Source organism: Campylobacter concisus ATCC 51562 (assembly GCF_000466745.1).
In the GTDB taxonomy this organism is placed as follows: Bacteria; Campylobacterota; Campylobacteria; order Campylobacterales; family Campylobacteraceae; genus Campylobacter_A; species Campylobacter_A concisus_B.
Window position 1 is genome coordinate 553,107 of record NZ_ANNI01000003.1, and the last position, 21,516, is coordinate 574,622.

The 21,516-nt window shown below is 37.3% G+C and carries 21 protein-coding genes; 11 read left to right on the forward strand and 10 right to left on the reverse strand.

Annotated features, from left to right (window positions below; all coding sequences use genetic code 11):
* Position 1: 1 nt before the first annotated feature.
* From ATCC51562_RS04145 to ATCC51562_RS04170, 6 genes are all read right to left on the reverse strand, one after another.
* Complete coding sequence (locus ATCC51562_RS04145) at positions 2 to 868, reverse strand: ATP phosphoribosyltransferase regulatory subunit (RefSeq protein ID WP_021090725.1); 867 nt, start codon at positions 866 to 868, stop codon at positions 2 to 4.
* Positions 868 to 4,962, reverse strand: a complete 4,095-nt coding sequence (locus ATCC51562_RS04150; protein WP_021090616.1) for a diguanylate cyclase domain-containing protein — start codon at positions 4,960 to 4,962, stop codon at positions 868 to 870. Before ATCC51562_RS04150 ends, ATCC51562_RS04145 begins: the two co-directional genes overlap by 1 nt.
* Before the next feature lie 146 nt (positions 4,963 to 5,108).
* A complete protein-coding gene (locus ATCC51562_RS04155; protein WP_021091048.1) occupies positions 5,109 to 5,738 on the reverse strand; it encodes an NAD(P)H-dependent oxidoreductase in 630 nt (209 codons plus the stop codon).
* A gap of 93 nt (positions 5,739 to 5,831) precedes the next feature.
* Positions 5,832 to 6,854 carry a selenide, water dikinase SelD gene (gene selD / locus ATCC51562_RS04160; protein WP_414531035.1) on the reverse strand — a complete coding sequence of 341 codons (1,023 nt, stop codon included), beginning with the start codon at positions 6,852 to 6,854 and terminating at the stop codon, positions 5,832 to 5,834.
* Positions 6,851 to 7,450 (reverse strand): sulfurtransferase-like selenium metabolism protein YedF, encoded by a 600-nt coding sequence (gene yedF / locus ATCC51562_RS04165; protein WP_021090823.1) that lies wholly within the window; start codon positions 7,448 to 7,450, stop codon positions 6,851 to 6,853. Before yedF ends, selD begins: the two co-directional genes overlap by 4 nt.
* Positions 7,451 to 7,600: 150 nt before the next feature.
* Positions 7,601 to 8,548: a formate dehydrogenase subunit gamma gene (locus ATCC51562_RS04170; protein WP_021090567.1), complete on the reverse strand. Its 948-nt coding sequence runs from the start codon at positions 8,546 to 8,548 to the stop codon at positions 7,601 to 7,603.
* A gap of 234 nt (positions 8,549 to 8,782) precedes the next feature.
* Between ATCC51562_RS04170 and ATCC51562_RS04175 the strand changes: the two genes are divergently transcribed.
* Complete coding sequence (locus tag ATCC51562_RS04175) at positions 8,783 to 9,379, forward strand: DJ-1/PfpI family protein (RefSeq protein ID WP_021090866.1); 597 nt, start codon at positions 8,783 to 8,785, stop codon at positions 9,377 to 9,379.
* Positions 9,380 to 9,457: 78 nt separating this feature from the next.
* Here ATCC51562_RS04175 and nspC read toward each other — a convergent pair whose 3' ends face one another.
* Positions 9,458 to 10,597: a carboxynorspermidine decarboxylase gene (gene nspC / locus ATCC51562_RS04180; protein ID WP_021090863.1), complete on the reverse strand. Its 1,140-nt coding sequence runs from the start codon at positions 10,595 to 10,597 to the stop codon at positions 9,458 to 9,460.
* Positions 10,598 to 10,680: 83 nt separating this feature from the next.
* Here nspC and ATCC51562_RS04185 point away from each other — a divergent pair, with 83 nt between their 5' ends.
* The 10 genes from ATCC51562_RS04185 to ATCC51562_RS09900 all read left to right on the forward strand — a co-directional run bounded on the left by ATCC51562_RS04185 (position 10,681) and on the right by ATCC51562_RS09900 (position 18,482).
* On the forward strand, positions 10,681 to 10,902 hold the full coding sequence (locus ATCC51562_RS04185; RefSeq protein ID WP_021091001.1) for a MoaD/ThiS family protein: 222 nt from the start codon (positions 10,681 to 10,683) through the stop codon (positions 10,900 to 10,902).
* Between the two features lies 1 nt (position 10,903).
* Positions 10,904 to 11,338, forward strand: a complete 435-nt coding sequence (locus ATCC51562_RS04190) for a molybdopterin synthase catalytic subunit (RefSeq protein WP_021090672.1) — start codon at positions 10,904 to 10,906, stop codon at positions 11,336 to 11,338.
* Positions 11,339 to 11,349: 11 nt separating this feature from the next.
* Positions 11,350 to 11,811, forward strand: a complete 462-nt coding sequence (locus ATCC51562_RS04195) for a hypothetical protein (RefSeq protein ID WP_021090493.1) — start codon at positions 11,350 to 11,352, stop codon at positions 11,809 to 11,811.
* A 239-nt stretch (positions 11,812 to 12,050) separates the two neighbouring features.
* Positions 12,051 to 13,907 carry a TonB-dependent receptor domain-containing protein gene (locus ATCC51562_RS04200; RefSeq protein ID WP_021090590.1) on the forward strand — a complete coding sequence of 619 codons (1,857 nt, stop codon included), beginning with the start codon at positions 12,051 to 12,053 and terminating at the stop codon, positions 13,905 to 13,907.
* A gap of 11 nt (positions 13,908 to 13,918) precedes the next feature.
* Positions 13,919 to 14,884, forward strand: coding sequence for an ABC transporter substrate-binding protein (locus tag ATCC51562_RS04205; RefSeq protein WP_021090551.1), 966 nt, complete (start codon positions 13,919 to 13,921; stop codon positions 14,882 to 14,884).
* Positions 14,881 to 15,678, forward strand: a complete 798-nt coding sequence (locus ATCC51562_RS04210) for an ABC transporter permease (RefSeq protein WP_021090628.1) — start codon at positions 14,881 to 14,883, stop codon at positions 15,676 to 15,678. Before ATCC51562_RS04205 ends, ATCC51562_RS04210 begins: the two co-directional genes overlap by 4 nt.
* Positions 15,678 to 16,367: an ABC transporter ATP-binding protein gene (locus tag ATCC51562_RS04215; protein WP_021090724.1), complete on the forward strand. Its 690-nt coding sequence runs from the start codon at positions 15,678 to 15,680 to the stop codon at positions 16,365 to 16,367. The genes ATCC51562_RS04210 and ATCC51562_RS04215 overlap by 1 nt, the downstream gene beginning before the upstream one ends.
* Positions 16,360 to 17,466 carry an NnrS family protein gene (locus ATCC51562_RS04220; protein ID WP_035167349.1) on the forward strand — a complete coding sequence of 369 codons (1,107 nt, stop codon included), beginning with the start codon at positions 16,360 to 16,362 and terminating at the stop codon, positions 17,464 to 17,466. The genes ATCC51562_RS04215 and ATCC51562_RS04220 overlap by 8 nt, the downstream gene beginning before the upstream one ends.
* Before the next feature lie 111 nt (positions 17,467 to 17,577).
* Entirely contained in the window at positions 17,578 to 18,123 is a 546-nt protein-coding gene (locus ATCC51562_RS04225; protein ID WP_021090726.1) for a hypothetical protein, read from the forward strand.
* A gap of 227 nt (positions 18,124 to 18,350) precedes the next feature.
* Positions 18,351 to 18,482 (forward strand): hypothetical protein, encoded by a 132-nt coding sequence (locus ATCC51562_RS09900; RefSeq protein ID WP_021090941.1) that lies wholly within the window; start codon positions 18,351 to 18,353, stop codon positions 18,480 to 18,482.
* 98 nt (positions 18,483 to 18,580) lie between these two features.
* Here ATCC51562_RS09900 and ATCC51562_RS04235 read toward each other — a convergent pair whose 3' ends face one another.
* The 3 genes from ATCC51562_RS04235 to ATCC51562_RS04240 form a co-directional block, all read right to left on the reverse strand.
* Positions 18,581 to 19,489, reverse strand: a complete 909-nt coding sequence (locus ATCC51562_RS04235) for an MFS transporter (protein ID WP_200862423.1) — start codon at positions 19,487 to 19,489, stop codon at positions 18,581 to 18,583.
* A 60-nt stretch (positions 19,490 to 19,549) separates the two neighbouring features.
* Positions 19,550 to 19,756, reverse strand: coding sequence for a hypothetical protein (locus ATCC51562_RS09690; protein ID WP_200862424.1), 207 nt, complete (start codon positions 19,754 to 19,756; stop codon positions 19,550 to 19,552).
* Between the two features lie 505 nt (positions 19,757 to 20,261).
* A complete protein-coding gene (locus ATCC51562_RS04240; protein WP_021090993.1) occupies positions 20,262 to 21,473 on the reverse strand; it encodes a saccharopine dehydrogenase family protein in 1,212 nt (403 codons plus the stop codon).
* Between the last annotated feature and the right edge of the window lie 43 nt (positions 21,474 to 21,516).

Here is a 21,516-nt window from a genome sequence, read left to right on the forward strand (position 1 = left end):
CTTACTTCCTTAAATTAATTTTTTCTTCTATCAATGCATCTGTATAAACAGCAAAACCACTATTTATTTTTCCGTCTATTTCGTAGCTGCCACCACTTGCTATTATGCTGTTATTTCTTAAAAATCTAAAAAATAAACTATCGTAATATCTCATTTTCGAGTAATATAGCGGAACTATTCTTAAATTTTTATATTCTAAAGCACTGGCTAAATTCCTCAAATTTTCAAGCGGTTCTTTTAGTTTGCTTGGAGAAATTTTAATCACTTCATCCAATTCATCAACTGACTTTAGAAGAGCAAGAGCGCTTAGCCATGGAACATTTTGAGATAAAATTTTCTCCATTTGCCCATTTTCAAAAATTTCAATAGGCACACTCAAAATTTCACAAATTACCCTTGGAATTTGTATATTGCTCACTTGCAAAAATGTATCCATTTTTAGCTCATTAAGAAGCTTTGCTACGATATTTATGCTTTTTAAAACATCATTTTCACCGATTAGCTCGGCTCCGATTTGATAAATTTCTTGGCTTGGATAGCGAAAGACTGGCTGGATATAAAACCATCTTTTTGATTCGTTTGCTTTTAGCCTTCTAAGCACGATCCTTACAGTATCTACCGTGCTATCAGCTCTTAGGCTTATTTCGTGATTTAGACTATCGCTAAAACGCAAAAGATTTGTAGCATCTACACTTAAATGCTGGTGATATGAGAAAAATGGCGTTACGATCTCGCTAAAGCCTTCATTTTCTAAAATTTCACTAGCTTTTTGCTCGATCTGCCTCTTTAGCTTTGCACTACTGGCAAAGTATAGCTTGCTTCCATTTGGGATTTCGTGCTCATAAACATTTAAAGCATTTTCATTCATTATTTATTCGCTCCACTCAAATTTAGATCATTATCGCATAATAAAATTGCCTCATTAGCTAAATTTATTACGTTCTCTTTGTCTATTTTTACAAGGATCGTATCTAAAATTTCAGCTAATTTTTCATCTATTGTTCTGATATCATCTACTTGATTTGCTATTTCGATTTTTAATTTTTCGCTTACTTTTTCATCGCATTTAAGCAAATTTATCAAACGAATCATAAGCTCTTTTACACCTACTATTTTGCAAAGCATATTGTAGTTCTCATCATCTTGAAAATTTCTTACATTTAGCGGAGATGATAGAGTGAATTTAAATTTGAGCACATCATCCAGGCTAAGCTCTGGCGCAAAAAGCCGCCCTTGAAATCTACTAAAGCCAAATCCAACAAAAATTTCAAGCATGCTTTTATCTTCTAAATTTTTTATCATGACATCAAAATTAAATGTATCTGATACATACTTTATCATGCGTATGGTTTTTAGCGCTTCTACTGAATCAAAAATTTGTTTGCAAAATCTTTTATCTATATTAAATCTATTTGTTTTTAACATGCCTAAAGCTTCTACCGAGCCTGAATAAGATGCAAAATCATCAAGTGAAAAGCTAACGCCTAGTTCCTTATAAGCATCGATATATCTAACAACATCATCTAAATTTACGCCACTTGCGGAGTCAACGATGTCTATGATTAGTCCATTAGCGTCTAGTTGCTCATCTTTTAAAAGCTTTTTAAATTTCTCAAAAAACTCAGAAGTCATTAGCTTTTTAATGCATAAATTTACTCTAACTTTTGCATTTATTCCCTCTTTTAGCCATACAGCCCTAGCTTTTAAAGCATCTTTTAGTGTAAATAATGCGATAGCAACAACTGCTTTTGAGCCTTTTGCAAGTGGCAAGAAGTCTGATGGCCTTAATATCTTATCGCCATTTTTCCATCTAATAAATGCCTCAAAGCTGCTAACTTCCCCGCTTTTTATATCAATCTCAGGCTGATAAAGCAAGAACATCTCGCCAGCATCGATAGCTTCAATGATCTTTGAGTCATCTCTATATTCATTTTTAAAGTATGTATCTTTTTTCGAATTAAATACATAATATTTATTTTTTCCATTAAGCTTTGCTTGATACATAGCCCAATCGGCTCTTTCAATTAGATCATCAACACTAAGTGCATCGCCACTTAAGCTAATACCAATACTTACGCTAAGTTTTTTCTCATCATCATCAATAGAAATTTTACTCTGGCCCACTCTTAAGATATTTTCAGCAGTTTCGTAAATTTCTCCCAAATTTTCATAAGGCATAGCGCCTATAAACTCGTCTCCGCCTATTCTTGCAAATATTCCTTGTTTTGGGAAAATTTCATCTATTTTTTTTGAAATTTCTATTAGGATTTTATCGCCTACTTGATGTCCGTATCCGTCATTTATCGATTTAAAGTTATCAAAATCAACATAAAAGGCTGCTACTTTTAAGCTTTTTTTCGCTTGTTTTAGCAGATTTTCTAGCTTATTAAAAAGTAAAAATCTATTTGGTAGTCCAGTCAGCGTATCGTGATACGCGATAAATTCGAGATACTCTTTATTGTAGCAATCATCATTTGCGCTTGAAGCTAACAATATATATCCCTCTTGATCGCCAAACGCGTTTAAAAGCTTACTTATACTTATAACTTCGAGTCTATTTTTGCTTCGAACATCATGAATAAGACCTTGCCAAAAGCCAGTTATTTTAAGTGAATTTAAAATTTCATCTTTAATATCTTTTAGTCCGTTTTTAAAATTAATTATATCTTTTGAGTAAATTTTCTCTATAAAATTTTTATCTCTAGAAATATCAAGTGTATCGAAAAAAGCGTCATTAGCATCTATGATCCTAAACTCATCATCAAGCATAATAATTTGCTCTTTTGCGTATGAGAAAATTTTTGCTAAAAGGTCTTGATAAGAAAAAAAGCTATTTTGCACACTAAGATCTTGCATTGTGCCCTTTATAACGCTTACTTCACCATCATAAAAAGCTACTGCTTTTGCTCTAATTCTTACATAAATAATCTCTTTATCAGCCCTATAAAAACGCACTTCGCCATCATATACTTCACCTTTTTTTATAAGGTCAAAAAAGTCCTTAAAGCTTACAAATTCATCTACAAATATAGTTTTTGCACGTTCAAAATTTATACTCATATCTCCATTTAATGCATATCCGAGCGACTTGGCGATAGCATTTGGGATATAAAGGGTGTCGCTTTTTTTATCCCATGAAAAGACAAGCGCTTGACTTGCCCAAAGTATGCTTTGAAAATATTTTAATTCAGCATCATATTTTTCTTGCAACTTTGCTATATCGCTTAGGTCATTAAAAAAGTAGATGATTTTTTGCTCTTTGTCAGCACCATTATCTATAAATTTTACTTTTATCTTAAATGGCGTTTTGTTGTTTTCATTTGTTTGCATATTGGCTACGAGATTTATCTCGCTATTTTTGCTACCTTTTTCAAAGAATTTTTTAGATTCATTAGAAATATTTACAGCAAACTCATCTAAACTTTCAGGGCTTATTAGATCTTTTAAATTTATAAGCTTCTTATCTTGCGGGACTTTAAAGACACTATCGATATTTTGCGTACTTCTTACGATAGAAAATGGATCGCTATTTAATGCTTCTGCTATTACATTTGGCGATAAAAACGAATAATCATTTATTGCTTCATTATCCTTTTTCGTAAATTTTCCATCATCAAGCTCATGTATAAGCATAAAATTTAGCCTAGAATCTCTTAGCTCAATCTGTGACTCTTGTAAAAATCCCTCTTTAGTGCCGCCATCTTTTGTTTTTAGCTCGATTTTAAAACTCATATCGCTATTTTGAGTGTCTTGTTTCATTTGCATAAACAATGCAAAATCGCCATCTATTAAATCATTTAAATTTAGCTCTATAATCTCATCTTTTGTGTAGCCAACAGAAGATAAAAATGCATTACTAGCATCAATAATATCGCCGCTATAAGCATCATAAACTACTATTTTCAAAAAGCTTTGTTCAAAAATATAGCCAAATCTACTTTTGTATTCTTCTAGCCCATCAGTTGCTTTTTTGGCTTCTATCTTTAGCTTGTTTATTCCATTTTTTATATCTTCAAATTCTGTTACATTAAGGCTTCGTTTTATCTCGTATTCATCGCCATCTAAAGTATCTCTTACCTCTTTTAAAGCTGGCATTATTCTATTTTTTACAAATTTTACATCTCTAACCCATAAAATTAAAGAAGATATAAAACAAAAGATCGATAGCCAAAATAACACAAACTGCATAAAGATATGAAAATGCTTCGTTGAAGCGGTAATAACAAAAATTTTATACTCTGGCATATAGCTTATAAGATAAAAGCCCATATGGCTTAAAGAAAATATTATTTTATCCTCTTTAAACTCGTCGCCAAGACTCACATAAGGCAAAAACATCGATTCATCAAATTTTTTATAAAACTCATCTCTTGATAAATTTCCATATTTATCCACCAAATAAGCATAAGTTTTGGTTTTCTCATCGTAATCTACATTAGTGTAGTTTTGTAAAAATTTTATATCAATTTGAACTAAAATGCTGCCTCCATTTTTTAGTCCATAAGATGCATAAATGTCTCTAAAACGATTATTTCTGTAGACACGATCCGATACTGTAAATTTTCCAGCATCTGTCTCGTTTAAACTAAGCTGAGATAGATTCTTTTCAGCTATGTCATCAGCACCTAAAAATCTCTTTGAATAGAGTAAATTTCTATTTTTATCAAAAACATAAAAAGCTATATAAAGATCGTTTTTTGTTGAATTTTTATCAAATAGCATATCGCTAAGACCTGCTTCAACCATTTTTGACTTTAAAAATAGATCGTTTTTTATTATAAAAAAGCTATTTGAGATTGATGATTTTATATTCGAATTAGTTGAGCTAAGATCATGCTTTATATCGTTCGTACCGGCACAAACTACAAATAATGCTAAAAATATAAATGAGAGTAGAAGTAAAATAGCCTTTGTATAAAACATTTTTACTATTTGAAGGCTGGTTTTTTGTTTCTCAAGCACGATAGACACCTCGTTAGTTTAGGTTTTGGCTTTGATTTTATCCCATTTTTACTTGATTTGGGTTTATAAAGGTAAGTATTTATTTAGAATTTATTGATTTATTTAAAATTGAGCCAAAAATTTATTTAAAATTTGGCTCAAATATCTTAATAGATCCAAGTAACGATATCAGAAATTTCTCTGCAAAGTTTTTTTGGTTGTGGATTTAGGCGGTAGCCAAATGGCACCATGATGGCCAATCTTTGAAAGCTCTCATCAAGCCCCAAAAGTTCATTTAAAGCGTGTCTGTCAAAGCCTTCTATCGGGCAACTATCAATGCCCAAACTCGCAGCTGCATTCATCATATTTGTGGCGATTATCATGCATTGTTCATGTGACCACTGAAATGTTAGCTCATCATCGTTTTTAAAATTTGCTAGCAAAAAGTCATGGTAAAATTTTTGCCTTGCAGCAATGGCTTCAGGATCTTTATTGGTATTTCTAGCGATCATTTTATTAACGTATGCGCTTCCAAATTTTACCTCTTTGATCTTAGCTAAAACGACAACTAAATGCGAGCAAGATGTGATTTGTGCTTGATTCCATGAAAGAGCTTTTATTTTTTCTCTAAGCTCTTTATTTTGAACGACTAAGATATCCCACTGCTCAAGGCCAGTTGAGCTAGGGCTTAATCTACCAGCTTCTAGTATAAAATCAAACTCTCCAGCACTGATTTTTTTGCTTTCGTCAAAAACCTTGCAAGCATGACGAAATTTTAAAATTTCAAGATAATTCATCATCTCTCCTTTGTAGTTTTTGAAATTATAGAATGGTTAAGTAAATTAAAAGATTTCACTAACACAATGAGATAGCATGCTATTTTTAAAAATTTATCTTAAAAATATACCAAACTCGCTCTTTGACACCGCGGAGCCAACAATAGCTGAACTTTCATAGCCTACTTCTTTTAAGCGTTTTACTGCAAGCATCGCGTCCTTTTCACCAACTGCGAGCAAAAGCCCACCTGAAGTTTGTGCGTCAAATAGCAAAATATCAGCTTCTTTGTCTATAAAATGCTTTGCAAATTCGCGGTTTTTATAGCTTCCCTCTGGAATTATGCCCATATCTGCAAATTCCTTTGCACTTGCAATGATTGGCACGTTTTTTTCATAAATTTCAAAACTGATCTTTTCATTTAGCATTTCGCTTAAATGCCCCAAAAAGCCAAATCCAGTCACATCAGTAGCACCGTAAACTTTGATGCCATCAAGTGCCTTTAATGCATAAAAATTTAGCTGTGCCATGATAGTTGCAGCCTCTTTTATCTGCTCCATGCTTAATAAATCAGCCTTTATTGCTGTGCTTAAAATGCCGCTTCCAAGGGGCTTTGTAAGTATTAAAACATTGCCTTTTATGGCTGTATTATTTGCCCAAAATTTATTAGGATGTACTCTTCCAGTGACGCTAAGTCCATAATACATCTGCTGTGTCTCGATCGTATGCCCGCCAACTATAATGCCACCACACTCTTTTACTTTATCGGCTCCACCTCGTAAAATTTCGCCTAAAATTTCAGGTGCCAAGTTGCAGCTATCAAAGCCCACGATATTTAGGGCATTTATCACCTCGCCACCCATTGCAAAGACATCACTTAGGCTATTTGCAGCAGCGATTTGACCGTAAATAAATGGATCATTTACTACAGGCGTTATAAAATCAAGCGTTTGAACAAGTGCAAGATCACTTGAAATTTTAAAGACACTCGCGTCTTCGTTAGAATTTGTGCTTGAGAGCAGATTTGGATGAGATAAATTTAAACTACTAATCGTTTTGTTTAGACCCGACGGGTCAAGCTTAGCAGCTCAACCAGCGGCTCTAACGAACTGCGTAAGCTTTTTGTCGTGATAGATCATAATTTTATTTGCTCGTGAGTTGAGAGTATGTCGATGATCTCATAAGCATTTGAAATTTCGCCAATCGCAAGATCACTTACTAGCTTATAAGCCTCCAAGCAGCTTCCACAGCTTAAAATTTTAACACCAGCAGCTTCAAGATCTTTAAGCGGCTTAAAGCTTGGATGTGAGCGGTTTGTAGTCATCTTTACAGCGTTATTTACGCAGATTATTATCTTTGGTTTTTTCTCAACTTGAAGAAAAGCTCCCAGGAATTTTGATAGTAAATTTATTCCTACTTCGCCACTTCCCGCGCGCTCTTCATTTAGATAGAGTACTTTATTATTTTTTGGTGTTATGTCGCAGACAAACTCATCAAAATTTGTAAGCTCAAGCGCATTTTTACCTTTTGTAGCTAAAATTTTAGTCTCGTTGCCATTGCTTTCTAGGCTAAATTCTATATTTTGATTTTTTAAAAATCTTGAAATATTTTCTTTTGGGGCTAGTGCATTTACTAAAATTTCTAAGCTTTCACCTTCACTTAAGCCATCAAGTGCATTTTTTGTCATTATGACTGGTTTTGGACACTCTAAATTTCTACAATCAATTGTTGTCATGATTTTTCCTTTTGCAATTAGTATTTCAAACCTTGAAACTAGTTTGGATTATAGCCAAAAAAATATTAATTATTTTAAAAATTTTAATGTATAAATTTGAGATAAAAGAGAGCTTTGACCTCGCTACTAGCAAGGTCAAAGTGAAATTAATTATTTTAAATTTGTATAAGACTTTTCATAATCAGATACTGGAATTTTATTCTCTCTAACGAGCTCTTGGTACCAGTAGTGATGAAGAACATAAACTTCTTCTTCCTCTTTATATCCAGTAATCATCGACCAAATAGCACCATGAATAGCAATAGCTGCCATATAAATATGAACTAAGAAAAACACTGCACATGCGATGCCAAGACAGTTATGGATAATTACGCTGTATCTTAGAAGATCAATTTGTGTAAGACCAAACCAAGAAGCAACCGCTGGCTCTTTGAAGTCCGTAAAATACATAATCGCGCCGGTAATTATCATAACGATACCACCAGGGATAGCGATCCAGTACCATGCTTTTTGACCAGCATTAAATTTACCAGCTGGAACAGGTCTCTTTTTCTTTGATAAATAGCCACCAACTATCATCATCCATCTGATATCATAAATTGCTGGAAGCATTCTCTTTGTCCAGGTAAATAACATAGGAAGCACAGAAACAGCAAAGATCACAGTTGCCGTATCGTGCAAGTATCTACAGAAACGCACAAATGTTCCACCACCAAGCTCTGCACCCCACATAATGATGATACCAGTTGGCACTAAAATGATCCATGAGATCGCTGCCAAACCATGAGCTATACGTATGATCAATGAAAAAGCAAACACCTTTTTACCATCATGACTAAAATGTTTTGGTCCAATGATTAAAAAGTGTAATGCAAATGCTCCAATAACAGCCAAAATGATAGAAAGTGCTGCTATTGCAAAGTAGTCATTACCTTGGATAAAAGTAAATATCGGCCCCAAACCTTGTTCGTATGGCTTGATATTTTCTATCCTTTCAGCCGCCCAAATGGCACTATTATATTGATTGACGCCAGTTGGTCCTTGAGTTGCCATTGCTGTTACAAATAATGTAAAAAGCAGAGTAAGAATTCTCGTCATTGTAGTCCTTTATGAGTTTGAGCTTAAACAATTTAAGTATTGGTTAAATACGTTAAATCGCATAGCTACGCTATTTTGGTCGCTATTATATCAGAGCTAATCACAAGCAAACCTTAGCAAAAAAGATTACTAAAAATTTTATAAAAAACATTTAAGTTTTGTTAATTTTTAGAGTTTTTTGATCTGAAAATTTAGCTAAAATAAATCCAAATTTTAGTTAAAAAGGATCGCACTATGCATCTTTTTTGCCTTATATTTGATGAGTACGAGACGCTTGATCTCATGGGGCCAGTGGAGTTTTTAGCAAGGGTGCCTGAAATGAAGATAAACTACGTCTCGTTTGATGGCGGGATGAAAAGAAGCAAGCAAGGCTTTTTTATAAAGACCAAAAAGCTTAGTAAGATACCAAAAAAGAGCGTTTTGCTACTCCCTGGAGGTCAGGGCACGAGGGCACTTGTAGATGATAGTGAGTTTATCTCAAGACTTAAAGAGTGCGTTTTGGCATCTCAAATTTGCCTAAGCGTATGCACGGGTTCTGCTCTCATCGCTCGCACTGGAGAGCTTGACGGACTAAAGGCTACCTCAAATAAAAGATCGCTTGAGTGGGTAAAAAGTTGCGGCGAAGCTGTAAAGTGGCAAGAGCGCGCTAGGTGGGTGAAGGCAGGTAAATTTTACACAGCCTCAGGCGTGGCTGCTGGCATGGATATGGCGCTTGGCTTTATTAGTGATCATTTTGGCAAGGAGCTAGCCCAAAAGATCGCAAACGAGACCGAATACAACTGGCAAAAAAACTCAAAGATAGATAAATTTGCCAAATTTTATGGATACTGATTCTGTAAAAATTTTATAGACATAAATACAAGTAAGCTTTAGCATTTAGCAGTCAGAAACTAGCCACAAGACCAACTATTAGTTTCTACGCCTATACTCTTCATAGTCTAGCTCGCGGATCATTTTAACCTCGCCATTTTCTTTTAAAAGCAGTAGATCAGGCAGTTTTATGCCGTTAAATGTCGTGTTTTTCACGATCGTATAATGGATTTGATCTTCAAAAATGACTTGATCGCCGATTTGTAGCTCGCTATCAAATTTATACTCCGCATCGCCCGCTTCAAGCCCTACTATATCACCTGCTAAGCAGGTATTACCGCCAAATCTATAAGCAAATTTGCCATTTTCACTCTCGCCTCTAACGGCTGGACGATACGGCATCAGCACGGTATCTGGCATGTGAGCCTCGGCCGAGGTGTCAAGGATGGCTATGTTTTTTTCGTTATGCACGATGTCAAGCACGCTACTTATCAAAAAGCCAGTCTGCCAGCCCACAGCCTCACCAGGCTCCAGATAGACTTCTACGCCATATTTCTCGCGGAAGCGTTTGATGATATTTATAAGTAGCTCTACGTCATAATCAGCCCTCGTGATGTGGTGGCCGCCGCCCATATTTATCCACTTCATCTTTGGGATAAACTCGCCAAATTTCTCTTCAAATGCCTCCAGTACAATCTGCAAGCTGCTTGCACTCTCCTCGCAAAGTGCGTGAAAATGAAGCCCACTAATGCCATTAAGAAGCTCGGGCTTAAAATTTGCCCTTGTGATGCCAAGCCTGCTAAATTTACCGCATGGGTTGTAGCTATCAGTTGGCGCTAGTGAGACCTCTGGATTAACCCGCAGGCCACAGATGATGCCGTTTTTCAGGGCAATACTCTTGAATTTTTGCCACTGAGCAAAAGAGTTAAACGTGATGTGCTTTGAAATTTTTAAAATTTCATCAAAGTCCTCATCTTTAAAGGCTGGGCTATACGTGTGGATCTCGCCTTTTACGTATTCACTTGCAAATTTTGCCTCGTGAAGTCCGCTACAAGTCGCACCGTCAAGATAAGAGCCAACCATGTCCATCACTCCGCTAAATGCAAAGCCCTTAAGTGCTACTAAAATTTTAGCTCCGCTTTGCTCTTTGACATATTTTAAAAGCTCTAAATTTTTACGTACTTTTGCCTCTTCGCAGACGTAGGCTGGGGTTTTTATACTCTTTAAAATTTCATTCATTTTTGCTCGCTTTTTAAATTTTTAAATAAGTATATCTAAATTTATTTTTAAGTAAAATCAGCAAAAATTTCAAAGGATAAAATGTGGTAGAGATCGAATTTCTTGGGCCTATCGGGCTTGAAAATATAAAAGTAGAAGCAAAAAATTTAGGTGAAGTAAAAGCAGCTTTAAGCGAGAAAGAAGAGCTTAAAAAATGGCTAAATATCTGTGCTGTGGCTGTAAATGATGAGATCGTAAGCGATATAAATTTTGCTCTTAAATCAGGCGATAAAATTTCTATATTACCGCCAGTTTGTGGGGGCTAAGATGCAAATTTATAATGGAAGCTTGGATGTTCAAAGCATCACAAACGAGTGGTATGAACGCTTTAAAGATAAAAACTGCGGTGCGCTCATCACTTTTGTTGGAATCGTAAGAGAAGAAGGTGGTATTTCGGCGCTTAGCTTTGATATCTATGAGCCGATCCTTAAAAAATGGCTTGACGCTTGGGAGGAGCGAGCCAAAAAAGAAAATGCCTACGTACTCTTTGCTCACTCAAAAGGCGACGTGGCGGTGCATACGAGCTCATATGTTGCAGGCGTTGTAAGCCCTCAAAGAAAGGTCGCACTAAGGCTTATAAACGAGTTTGTCGAGGACTTTAAGGCAAATGCGCCGATCTGGAAATATGACGTGATAAATGGCGAGAGAATTTATGCAAAAGAGCGCAGCCAAGCGATAAATGGTGCTGGGATTTTAGCTTAAAAGGAAAAATGATGATAACAAAAGAGAGTAAAAAAGATGTTTTTTGGGCGCTTGCGTTTGGGCTTGGACTTTTTATATTTAGCATCGTTGGCTACTTTTATATAGCTCTTGGCGCAGCGTCTCTCTTTGGCATCATCATTGGCGCTCTCTCAGCGTTCTTTTGTGTTAGAAAAATTTTTCAAAACAACTTTTTACGTATTGAAGATGATGGATTTATCATTACAAAAGGCTCAAAAAGCATAAAATTTTACTTTAAGGATATCGACGAAATCGCCATTAAAAGCTTTGGCGATAAGAAAAAAGTTGAAACATTAAGCGTAAAATTTAAGAAAAACCGTCTTGATAGAGATGCTTGCTTTGGGTTAGTGCAACCACTAGGTGATGATTTGGTCATCATTTTTGATAAATATGAACTCTCAAAATTTACCATTTCAAAAGAGCTAAGAGATAGGCTTAATAATTTTAGAGCCTAATTAAATCAACCTATGATTTAAAATTTTATATAACAATTATCAAAATTTTATACATTTTTCACATTAAATTTACTCCGTTTAGCTACTCTTACAAAAATAAAATTAAGCATTTTATCTACACTAAGTTCGTAAATATGGATTAAAAATTTAAAGGATGACTTACATCAACTTTTATAAAGGGTTTTGCTACTACAATTCTGATAAAAGAAATCATAATTATATCTTTAAAAGGAGTTTACATGAGGCCCATTTTAAGCCTAGCAGTTCTTTCATCACTGCTTCTAGCAAATGAAGCAAATTTAGACATTATAAAGCCTATTAGAGAATTTGCTCCGCCGCCAGTCATCACGCCAAACGTTGCACAAAGCGCCTTTGTGGAAAATCAATTTGACCGCACTCAAAGAAGCGAATATCCATTTGTTACAAATTTGCTTGATAACTCAGCTGATATGTTTCATATTTCGGCTGGAATGTATGGCAAAAGCTTTTACAATTCATCGCTTTTTAAATATCGTGGCGCAAATTTTTATACCATTTTAAACGCAAATTTCACCAAAGCAAATAATTATAAAGATGGAAGTGGCAAAAGATGGGACTATGGCTACAATAGGCAAGGCCAAAGCGCTATCTTAGGCTTTGTGCCAAATGATCTTAGCGAGCTTAGGCTTACGTTTTTAAGGGATAATATCGATAAAGACAAGCAGCCAGAGCACGTGATGGATGCCTTTAAAACGACAAGAAAAGTCGGCAAGCTAAATATAAGATTAGGCGAAGAAGATCTTTCAAATACGCTAAATTTTGAATTTGTCCTAAAAAAAGTTGAGCGAAAAGCTGATAATTTTCATCTAAGAGATGCCACTCCAAATGTAAAAGTGGATTTAAAGAGAAATATATTTGAGGCAAATTTAAAGTATGACGCTGACTTTGCAAGCTTTCACAATCAAATAGGCGCGGGCTTTGAAAAAGATAAACATGACGGCAAAAGATACATGAAGCAAGGCAACAACTGGGTCTTTAATGGATATAGATTTGCCGATGTTAGAAATGATAAATTTATGCTCTTTGACACACTTGCTTATAAATTTAATGAAGCAAATGAAGCCTCGCTTGCCTTAAAATATGAAGAGCAAAGAAGTAAATTAAATGGCATCGACACTAAATTTTTCGTGCCAAATCCGATCGCACCTAATACTACTCGCAAATTAGTTCGTCAAATTTACGGCGAGGATGTAAGTGACAAGATCAAAAAAGACGCTTTTAGTGCAAGCTTAAAATATAAATTTACACCAAATGACAAGGATAGCTACTTTGCAAAACTTGAGAGCTTATCTCGCTTGCCAAGCAATATGGAGCGTTTCAATGCACTTTATGGCGAAGGCGATAAAGGCTGGATAGCAAATCCAAATTTAGAGCCAGAAAGACACAACAGAGCGGTTCTTGGCTTTAAATTTGGCAGCGAGTTTTACAAAGAATACCTAAACTCGCTTCAAAACAAAGATGCATTTAGCTTTGGAGGACATTTCATCGCTGATAGTGTTAAAAATTTGATCATTTTTGATAGACGCCACTCAAAGGCTGCGATGCCACTAATAAATAAAAATGCCGTCATCTCAAGAAACGTTGATGCAACGCTTTATAGTGTAAATTTCAATACAGAATATAGCTTTGCAAGGCACTTTGGCTTAAAAAGCTCGTTTTATTATAACTACGGACAAAACAAAACCGATGGCAGACCGCTTTATCAAATAAGGCCTTTTGAAGCAAATTTTGCATTTGACTACAAAAACTATGCAAGTTTTGGCAGCTATAATCTTGGCACTGCGCTAAGGCTAGTTTCAAAGCAAACTAGAGGCGATTTTAGCAAGCAAAATGGTCTAGGTATTGACAAAAAAGAGGCCGCAAAAGGATTTGGTTTGCTTGATCTTTATGGTGGCATAGAGTTTAAAAATAAAGTTGGCATAAGATTTGGCGTAGCAAATTTATTTGATAAAGATTATGCAGAATTTATCAGCGGTGATCACGTGGCAGCACTTGATCCAGTAGTCGTTCATGCCCCTGGTAGGACATTTTTCATTAGTTTCCACAGCAGTTTTTAAAGGAGAAAAAGATGTTAAATAGAAGAAAATTTTTAGGACTTAGCACAGCTTTAGGCGTTAGCGCATTTGCACCAAATTTATTTGCAAAAGAGAGCTTTACTATGTGGGGTGCACCAGCGATCCCAAGCGTTATCATGGCGGTTGCTGCGCTGCAAGGCGAGTTAAACAAAACTTATGATGTAAGTCTAAATATATGGAAAACACCAGATCAGCTGCGTGCAGGCGTAGCTAGCGGGGATATCAAAGTCACGATGTCACCATCAAATGTCGCTGCAAATTTAAGAAACCAAGGGCTTGATTTTGCGATGTTAAATTTGCTGACTCTTGGCGTTATGAACGCTATGGTTAAGGATGAAAAGATCAAAAATTTAGAAGATTTTGTAGGCAAAAAGCTTATCATGCCATTTAGAGGCGACATGCCTGATCTTGTCCTAAGAGCACTTTGCAAGAAGCGAGGCATAGACGTTAGCAAAATAGACATCACCTATACAGCAACACCTCCTGAGGCTCTACTTTTATTTTTACAAAAAGATTTTGACATTTTAATAGTTCCACAACCTCTTGGCGAAGCGACTATTTTGCGCGGTAAAAAAGCAGGCGTTAGCGTGCATTACTCAGTTGATTTTCCAAAAATTTGGGGCGAGAGCTTTGGTACAAAACCGATAATCCCAATGGCTGGCATTATCGTAGAAAGAGGCTTTTACGAGAAAAACTTAAGTCTATTTGATACGCTTCATAATGACCTTAAAAATGCACTTTCATGGATACTTGAGAACAAACAAAGCGCAGCAAAGATTGGCTCGAGCTACTTGCCAGCTCCAGAAGTAGCGCTTGCAAATGCTTTTGATAAGGCAAATTTAACAGTAACAAAAGCAAATGAACTACAAAATGAGATCATGGCGTTTTTTGAAGAAATTTATCAGTTTAATCCAAAATTTCTAGGCGGTAAGATGCCAGATAAAGGTCTATTTTTATGATACTAATTGATGGCATCAAAAAAGATCGCTCAAGCTTTTTAAAAATAATTGACTATTTTTGGGGCGGATTTAGCGGATTTGCCGTAGTTTTTTTGATCTTAGCCATTTGGCAAGTGGGAAGCGAGTTTAGCTCCCCACTCTTGCTTCCACCACCAAAAGATGTATTTTTAAAAGCCTGTGAAATTTTAAAAGATTATAAAAACAGCGAGATAAACATAACGCTTTGCAGATCACTGATCGGAGTTTGCTCGGCAACATTTTTTGGTATATTTCTAGGGCTAGTAGCAGGTAGTTTTAAAAGTTTTGCGGCCTTTTTAAAGCCTGTTATCACCTTGCTTTTGTCAATGCCGCCGATTATTTGGATAGTACTTGCTATTTTTTGGTTTGGATTTGGAAATTTTAGCACCGTTTTTACTATCTTTATAACCGTTTTACCGCTTACTTTTGCAAGCTCGGCAGTTGCTATGAGTAGCGTAGATGAGGAGCTAAAAGAGATGTTTGACGCTTATAATCTAGGAATTTTAAAAAAGATAAGACACCTTTACATCCCGCATCTTACGAGCTACATAATAAGCTCTATTAGCGTAGCTGTCGCAATGGGCGTAAAGATAGTCATAATGGCTGAGCTACTAGGTGCAAATAACGGCATGGGAGCAAAGATAGCAAATGCAAGGGCAATGCTTGAAACAACCGAGGTAATGGCATATGTTCTTTTAAGCATCACTCTTATCATGCTTTTTGAATACCTCATCATCGAGCCATTAAAAATAGCTTTGATGCCTTGGAGAAGATGATGCTTGAGCTTAAAAATGTAGAGTATGAAATTTTAAGAGATAAGGTCGTAAGGAATTTTAGTCTAAATGTAAAAGGTGGCGAGGTAGTGACGCTTTTTGGGCCATCAGGATGTGGTAAGACGACGATACTTCGGCTTATTAGCGGACTAAATGAGCCTAGAAAAGGAAAAATTTTTAATAACTTTAAAAAGACTACATATTTTTTTCAAGAAAATCGTCTGCTAACATGGAAAAATGCTCTTGAAAATGTGCTTTTGGTTATGGATAAACCAGATGTTAACGCCGTTTTAGAGCTTTTTAAAAAGGTTGGATTAAGCCAAAAGGACATTTTAAAATACCCAAGCGAGCTAAGTGGCGGCATGAGACAAAGGGTAGCTTTCGTAAGAGCGGTCGTAACAAAGCCTGATCTACTTTTAATGGATGAGCCTTTTTCTGGGCTTGATTATGATATGAAAGAAATTTTGATTGAGATTATTGGCCAAAGAGTAAGCGAAGGTATGAGCGTAGTTCTCGTCACGCACGATAGAATGGAGGCTGTGAAGATGTCAAATAGAATTTATTTCCTATCAAGTAAAGGTGCAGTTATACAAAGAGAACTTGAAATAGACAAAGATTTCAAAGAGCGCGATTTTACGTTTATTAGCAAGATGATAGATGAAAATTTCAAAGGGCAAATTTATTATGATTAATAACTTTTTTACTCATCCTATGAGGATATTTTTCTTAATGAGTGCCGCCTGTGCGGTGCTTGGTGCTAGTGTGTTTTTTACTCCAACTGATTTTGTGAGTTTGCATAAATTTATATTTTTGCAACTTTTTTTAGCCCTTGCTTATGCTGGATTTTTGCTAACTGGACTAACTGATTGGACAAATTTTCAAGCATCTCTAAAAATACATGCTTATATATTATTTTCACTCTTTTTTATAAGCTTTATATTGGCATTTTTTAGCCTATTTTTAGCACACTGCTTTATCGCTCTTTTTTGGCTTTACTTGGTTTTGCTTTGTGTTTATATGATCTGGCAGGATAAAAACGATGATCAATTTGGCGTGCTTGGCTTTTTGTTTGGCATTTTAGGCTTTGAAATTTATTATCTAATAAGTGGCAATGAAAAATTTCTAAATTTACAAGTTTTTATCCACGTAATCGCTATCTTACTAATCTCTTACCGCGTTAGTGTCGTACTTGGGAAAGAAGCGCTAAAAAGAGAAAAAGGCATGGATGAAGCTGTTTTTGTGCCAAATTTTATCTATAAAAATATCGCTATCTGCTGCGTTTGTGCTTTTTTGCTTTTAAATATATTTTTTGAGGAAAGCATGGGTGTCTATTATGCCGCGATAGCTTGCGGAAGTGCGGTACTTGCAAAGCTTAAAGAGTGGCACTATAAAGAGCTTTTTAGACATAGTTTTGTGCTTTTATACTATTTTATGCAGCTATTTTTAGCGGTTGGATTTTTAGGGATCGGCTTTAGCGGCATTTTTGAACTCCATCTTGAAACAAATTTTATGCATCTAATAGCGATAAATGCAGTAGTTTTTAGCGTGATGCTTATATTTAATGTCGCTGGACTTCGTCACAGCGGGCAAGAGCTTGAGTTTTTACGCCTTAGCAAAATTGCATTTATTTTAGTTCTTTTAGCTGGTGTTAGCAGAGGAATTTTGGCTTATTTTTGGAGTGGCTTTTACATTCATTTGCCCGCAATGCTAATAGCAATCGCTTTTGTTTTTTGGCTCATAAATTTTTATGTGATCTTTAGGGATAACGATTTTAGCGATGATCCAGAGTAAAAAGATATTAAAAATTTATTCATTAATTAAAAAGAGTTTTTAAGTCTTTTTTGAAGTAAGTGGGTATATAATTTGCGATATTTATTATCAATATTATAAAAAGGATTCTTTATGAACAAACTTACTTCTGTTGCTTTAGCAGCTTCATTTTTTGCAGTTTCAGCTCTTGCATTTAGCGTAGAAGGTGAACCAAAGGTAACATTTACTGGTTACAAGCTAGCAAATAAAACAGCCGTACCAGGTACTTTTAAAACGATAAATTTTAAAAGTCAAGAAAATGCAAATTTTGCTGATTTTTTAAAGAGTTTTGAATTTAAGCTTGAGCCAAAAGATATCGACACAAAGCTGCCTGACCGCGATAAAAGGATTGGCATTATTTTCGATGGTAAGGCAGTAGATGGCAAGATCGTAGCAGTGAATGGCGATGATAAAGCCGGAGAAATGGATGTTGAGCTTAGCATAAATGGCAATTCAAAAATTTTTAAAACAAAATATGAAGTGCAAAATGGCAAGCTAGTAGCAAAATTTTCAGTGGATCTTGTAAATGATTTGAAGCTAAATGAGAGCTTTGATAAATTTGCCGCTGCCGCTAAACCATTTCACGGTGGAAAGAGCTATCCAGATGTAGATGTTGGCTTTGAAGCAGTGATAAAATAACTTTCAATTTCGGCGCCAGTAAGTTAGCTTGTGCCGAAATTATTTCTTTATCCTAGTTTCTTATTCTGTGATACCGAAAAATCGAAGATGACGGATTTTTCGCGGCAAGAATGCGAAATTTTATTTTAAAGATATCGACGAAATCGGTATCCCCGAGATAGACGCCAAGCGCAAAATTAGTGTTTCAAATATAAAATTTAAAAAAAGGCGGGCTAGCATATGGCCTCATGCAGCCTAGCGGCGATGATAACGCCGTGATATACGACAAATACGAGCTCTCAAAGCACGAGGTTTTTAAAATTTTAAAGCAGAAATTTGAGGCGCTAAACGCGCAAAAAAGCGAAAATAAGAAAAAGTAAAATTTGGCTCGGCCGCCGGCATCAAATTTGATTTTTAGCTTTAGTGACCCAAATTTGCGAATTTGATCAAAATTTGAGCCAAACCCGCAAGGCTAAATTTATTTGTTAAAATACGCTGCGAGCGCGCTTAGCCAAACAAACAGAGCTATTATCCAAGACATTGTCCACGGCGTACCCGCAGAAAACGCCGCAAGCATCGCCGAGGAGAGGATGCCGCTGCCGTATTGCAGCGAGCCGATGAGCGCAGCGGCAGAACCCTTCATCTCCTGCGGCACGCTATCAAGAGCGACGGCATTGGAGCAAGAAGCGATGATGCCGTTCATGCTAAAAACGAAAAACATCGGGATTACCACGCCAAGAACGCCGCCCGTTTTGAAAAACGCAAACGCAAACAGCACGCTGGCAGCAAGCGCGGCAACGAGCGTGGAGACTATGAGCAGGCGGTTTAGCGCATAGCGCTTTACCAGCTTTTTGTTTACGAAACTTAGCGCCATGACGCCCACGATGTTTATGCCGAATAAAAATCCGTAGTATTTGCTAGGAATACCGAAATAATCGATATATACAAACGATGAGCCCGTGATAAAGGCATAGGCGGCTACGTAGAAAAACGTCACGCTAAGAGTGTAGCGCATAAATTTGGCGTCTTGTAATAATCTTAGATAGTTTCTAAAAGACGATACGATGGGCTTTGTGGAGCGCTTTTGCGGCGGCAAGGTCTCCGGTAGAGAAAAAATCATCGCAAACATAACCGCGCTAGCTAGCGCCATCAGCCAAAATATCCCGTGCCAAGAGCCAAACTCCAATATCGCGCCGCCCAATAACGGACCTACTATCGGCGCTATCGCCATGATGATAACTAGCGTAGAGAGCATCTGTGCGGCCTGCGAGCTACCGAAAAGATCGCTCCGCATTTTATGGCTTTGGCCCTGCTTAGCATCGGTCCTACGCATGCGCCCACGGCCTGAAACACGCGCCAGAAAAGGGCGCAGCATAGTGTCCGACATCGCACATCCTACCGATCCGATCGCAAAGAGCGCCATACCGATGAAAAGTGGAATTTTACGCTAGGTTCTATCGCTGATAGGCCCCCAGACGAGCTGCATGGTAGCAAAGCCGATCAAAAAGCCCGTTATCGTGAGCTCCGAGTCTCCGTGCAGCTGTCGCTCCATCGTAGGCATAGCAGGCAGATATACATCCGTAGATAGCGATGTACACGCCATAAGCGCACTTAGGACGACTAAAAAAGATAGTGAAGTTTTTGAAGAGTTCAAATTTTTCCTTTTGTTGTTATTTGAGTGGGCGCAGGGTTTGCGCGACTGGAGATTGAGAGCTTTAAATTTACTCAAATTTGTTTTGATAAAATTTGAGCGATTATAGCTAAATTTAAACGCCTTTCGGTGCGGAAGCTTAAACTAAATTTGATGTAAAATTTGAATGCTAACGGTGCAAAATTTAAACTAGAAATTTAAATACGGTAGAGCAAGGCGCGGTATTTTTGCCTTAATCAAGACGGATTTAAATTTTACGACGGAAGCTTATATGAAATACGTGACCGAGTAAAATTTAAATGCAAGATTATAAGGCAAAGTATCGCGAGATGATTTTAAATGTTTTGAAGTAAATTTCGTCCCGAGATTAAATTTAATAAAAATCAGGCGCAGTATTTTTCGCTTAGACGAGGCGGTTTTAAATTTTGTGACGGGAGTTACCGAGTGGGTAATGACCGAGCAAAATTTAAAACCAACGAAGTATAAGTAGAAAAAGACAAGCCTAAATTTAGACTTCGTATCTTTCTCCTGGCTTCATTTCGATTATCTCCCACGGCAAGCCCTGCTTATTTAGCTCGTCCATGAAAGGCTTGGCGTCGAAATTTTCCATGTTAAAGACGCCTTTCCCGCTCCAGATACCCTTTGCGACCATCATCGAGCCGATCATCGCAGGCACGCCCGTCGTGTAGCTTACGGCCTGCGCGCCCGTCTCGGCGTAGCAAGCCTCGTGGTCGCAGACGTTATAGATATAGACTTGACGCTCTTTGCCGTCTTTTAGGCCGCGTATTACGCAGCCGATGTTGGTTTTGCCCTTCGTGCGAGGACCGAGGCTTGCAGGATCAGGTAGCAAGGTTTTTAGAAACTGTATCGGCACGATTTTTACGCCGTTGTGCTCGACCTCGTCAATGCGCAGCATGCCGACGTTTTCTAGGCATTTCATGTGAGTTAGGTAGCTCTGCCCGAACGTCATAAAAAAGCGGATTCGCTTTAGCCCTTTGATGTTTTTTACTAAGCTTTCAAGCTCCTCGTGATAGAGCAGGTAGCTATCTTTGACGCCGACTTTCGGGTAGTCCCATTTGAACATTATTTCCATCGGCCCCGTTTCTTTCCACTCGCCGCGCTCCCAGTAGCGGCCCTTTGCGCTCACTTCGCGCAGGTTGATTTCGGGGTTAAAATTCGTCGCGAACGGATATCCGTGATCGCCTGCGTTGCAGTCTAGGATGTCGATCTCGTGGATCTCGTCAAAGAGATTTTGCTGTGCGTAGGCGCAAAATACGTTCGTCACTCCCGGATCAAAGCCGCTTCCCAGTAGCGCCATCGTGTTTGCGGCTTTAAACTCGCCGTCCTTTGCCCACTGTAGCTTGTATTCAAATTTGGCGGTGTCGGGGTGCTCGTAGTTTGCGGTGTCGATGTATGGGATGCCGGCGCGAGAGCACGCGTCCATGAGGGTTAGGTCCTGATACGGCAGCGCGACGTTTAAAAGCAAATCGGCGCCCGTTTTTTTGATGAGCGCGACCACGGCATCGGTATCGTCCGCGTCGATCTGGGCGGTGTCAATTTGCACGCCTAGGCGGTCTTTGATAAATTTAGCGATCGCGTCGCACTTGCTTTTGGTGCGGCTTGCAAGGGTGATCTTGCTAAAAACGTCCGAGTTCATTGCACATTTTACGGTCGCGACTTGGCTCACGCCGCCCGCGCCTATGATTAAGATATTTGACATTTGGGCTCCTTAAATTTTCCTTCGATTTTATCTTTTTTTAGAT

Excerpts from the sequence above, each read along its gene's own strand:
- ATCC51562_RS04205 (WP_021090551.1), top strand. The coding sequence starts at position 13,919 with ATGTTAAATAGAAGAAAATTTTTAGGACTTAGCACAGCTTTAGGCGTT.
- ATCC51562_RS04220 (WP_035167349.1), top strand. The coding sequence starts at position 16,360 with ATGATTAATAACTTTTTTACTCATCCTATGAGGATATTTTTCTTAATG.
- ATCC51562_RS04200 (WP_021090590.1), top strand. The coding sequence starts at position 12,051 with ATGAGGCCCATTTTAAGCCTAGCAGTTCTTTCATCACTGCTTCTAGCA.
- yedF (WP_021090823.1), bottom strand. The coding sequence starts at position 7,450 with ATGACAACAATTGATTGTAGAAATTTAGAGTGTCCAAAACCAGTCATA.
- ATCC51562_RS04210 (WP_021090628.1), top strand. The coding sequence starts at position 14,881 with ATGATACTAATTGATGGCATCAAAAAAGATCGCTCAAGCTTTTTAAAA.
- ATCC51562_RS04145 (WP_021090725.1), bottom strand. The coding sequence starts at position 868 with ATGAATGAAAATGCTTTAAATGTTTATGAGCACGAAATCCCAAATGGA.
- ATCC51562_RS04225 (WP_021090726.1), top strand. The coding sequence starts at position 17,578 with ATGAACAAACTTACTTCTGTTGCTTTAGCAGCTTCATTTTTTGCAGTT.
- ATCC51562_RS04215 (WP_021090724.1), top strand. The coding sequence starts at position 15,678 with ATGCTTGAGCTTAAAAATGTAGAGTATGAAATTTTAAGAGATAAGGTC.
- ATCC51562_RS04170 (WP_021090567.1), bottom strand. The coding sequence starts at position 8,548 with ATGACGAGAATTCTTACTCTGCTTTTTACATTATTTGTAACAGCAATG.
- ATCC51562_RS04195 (WP_021090493.1), top strand. The coding sequence starts at position 11,350 with ATGATAACAAAAGAGAGTAAAAAAGATGTTTTTTGGGCGCTTGCGTTT.
- nspC (WP_021090863.1), bottom strand. The coding sequence starts at position 10,597 with ATGAATGAAATTTTAAAGAGTATAAAAACCCCAGCCTACGTCTGCGAA.
- ATCC51562_RS04175 (WP_021090866.1), top strand. The coding sequence starts at position 8,783 with ATGCATCTTTTTTGCCTTATATTTGATGAGTACGAGACGCTTGATCTC.
- ATCC51562_RS09900 (WP_021090941.1), top strand. The coding sequence starts at position 18,351 with ATGCAGCCTAGCGGCGATGATAACGCCGTGATATACGACAAATACGAG.
- ATCC51562_RS04240 (WP_021090993.1), bottom strand. The coding sequence starts at position 21,473 with ATGTCAAATATCTTAATCATAGGCGCGGGCGGCGTGAGCCAAGTCGCG.
- ATCC51562_RS04235 (WP_200862423.1), bottom strand. The coding sequence starts at position 19,489 with ATGTCGGACACTATGCTGCGCCCTTTTCTGGCGCGTGTTTCAGGCCGT.
- ATCC51562_RS04155 (WP_021091048.1), bottom strand. The coding sequence starts at position 5,738 with ATGAATTATCTTGAAATTTTAAAATTTCGTCATGCTTGCAAGGTTTTT.
- ATCC51562_RS04190 (WP_021090672.1), top strand. The coding sequence starts at position 10,904 with ATGCAAATTTATAATGGAAGCTTGGATGTTCAAAGCATCACAAACGAG.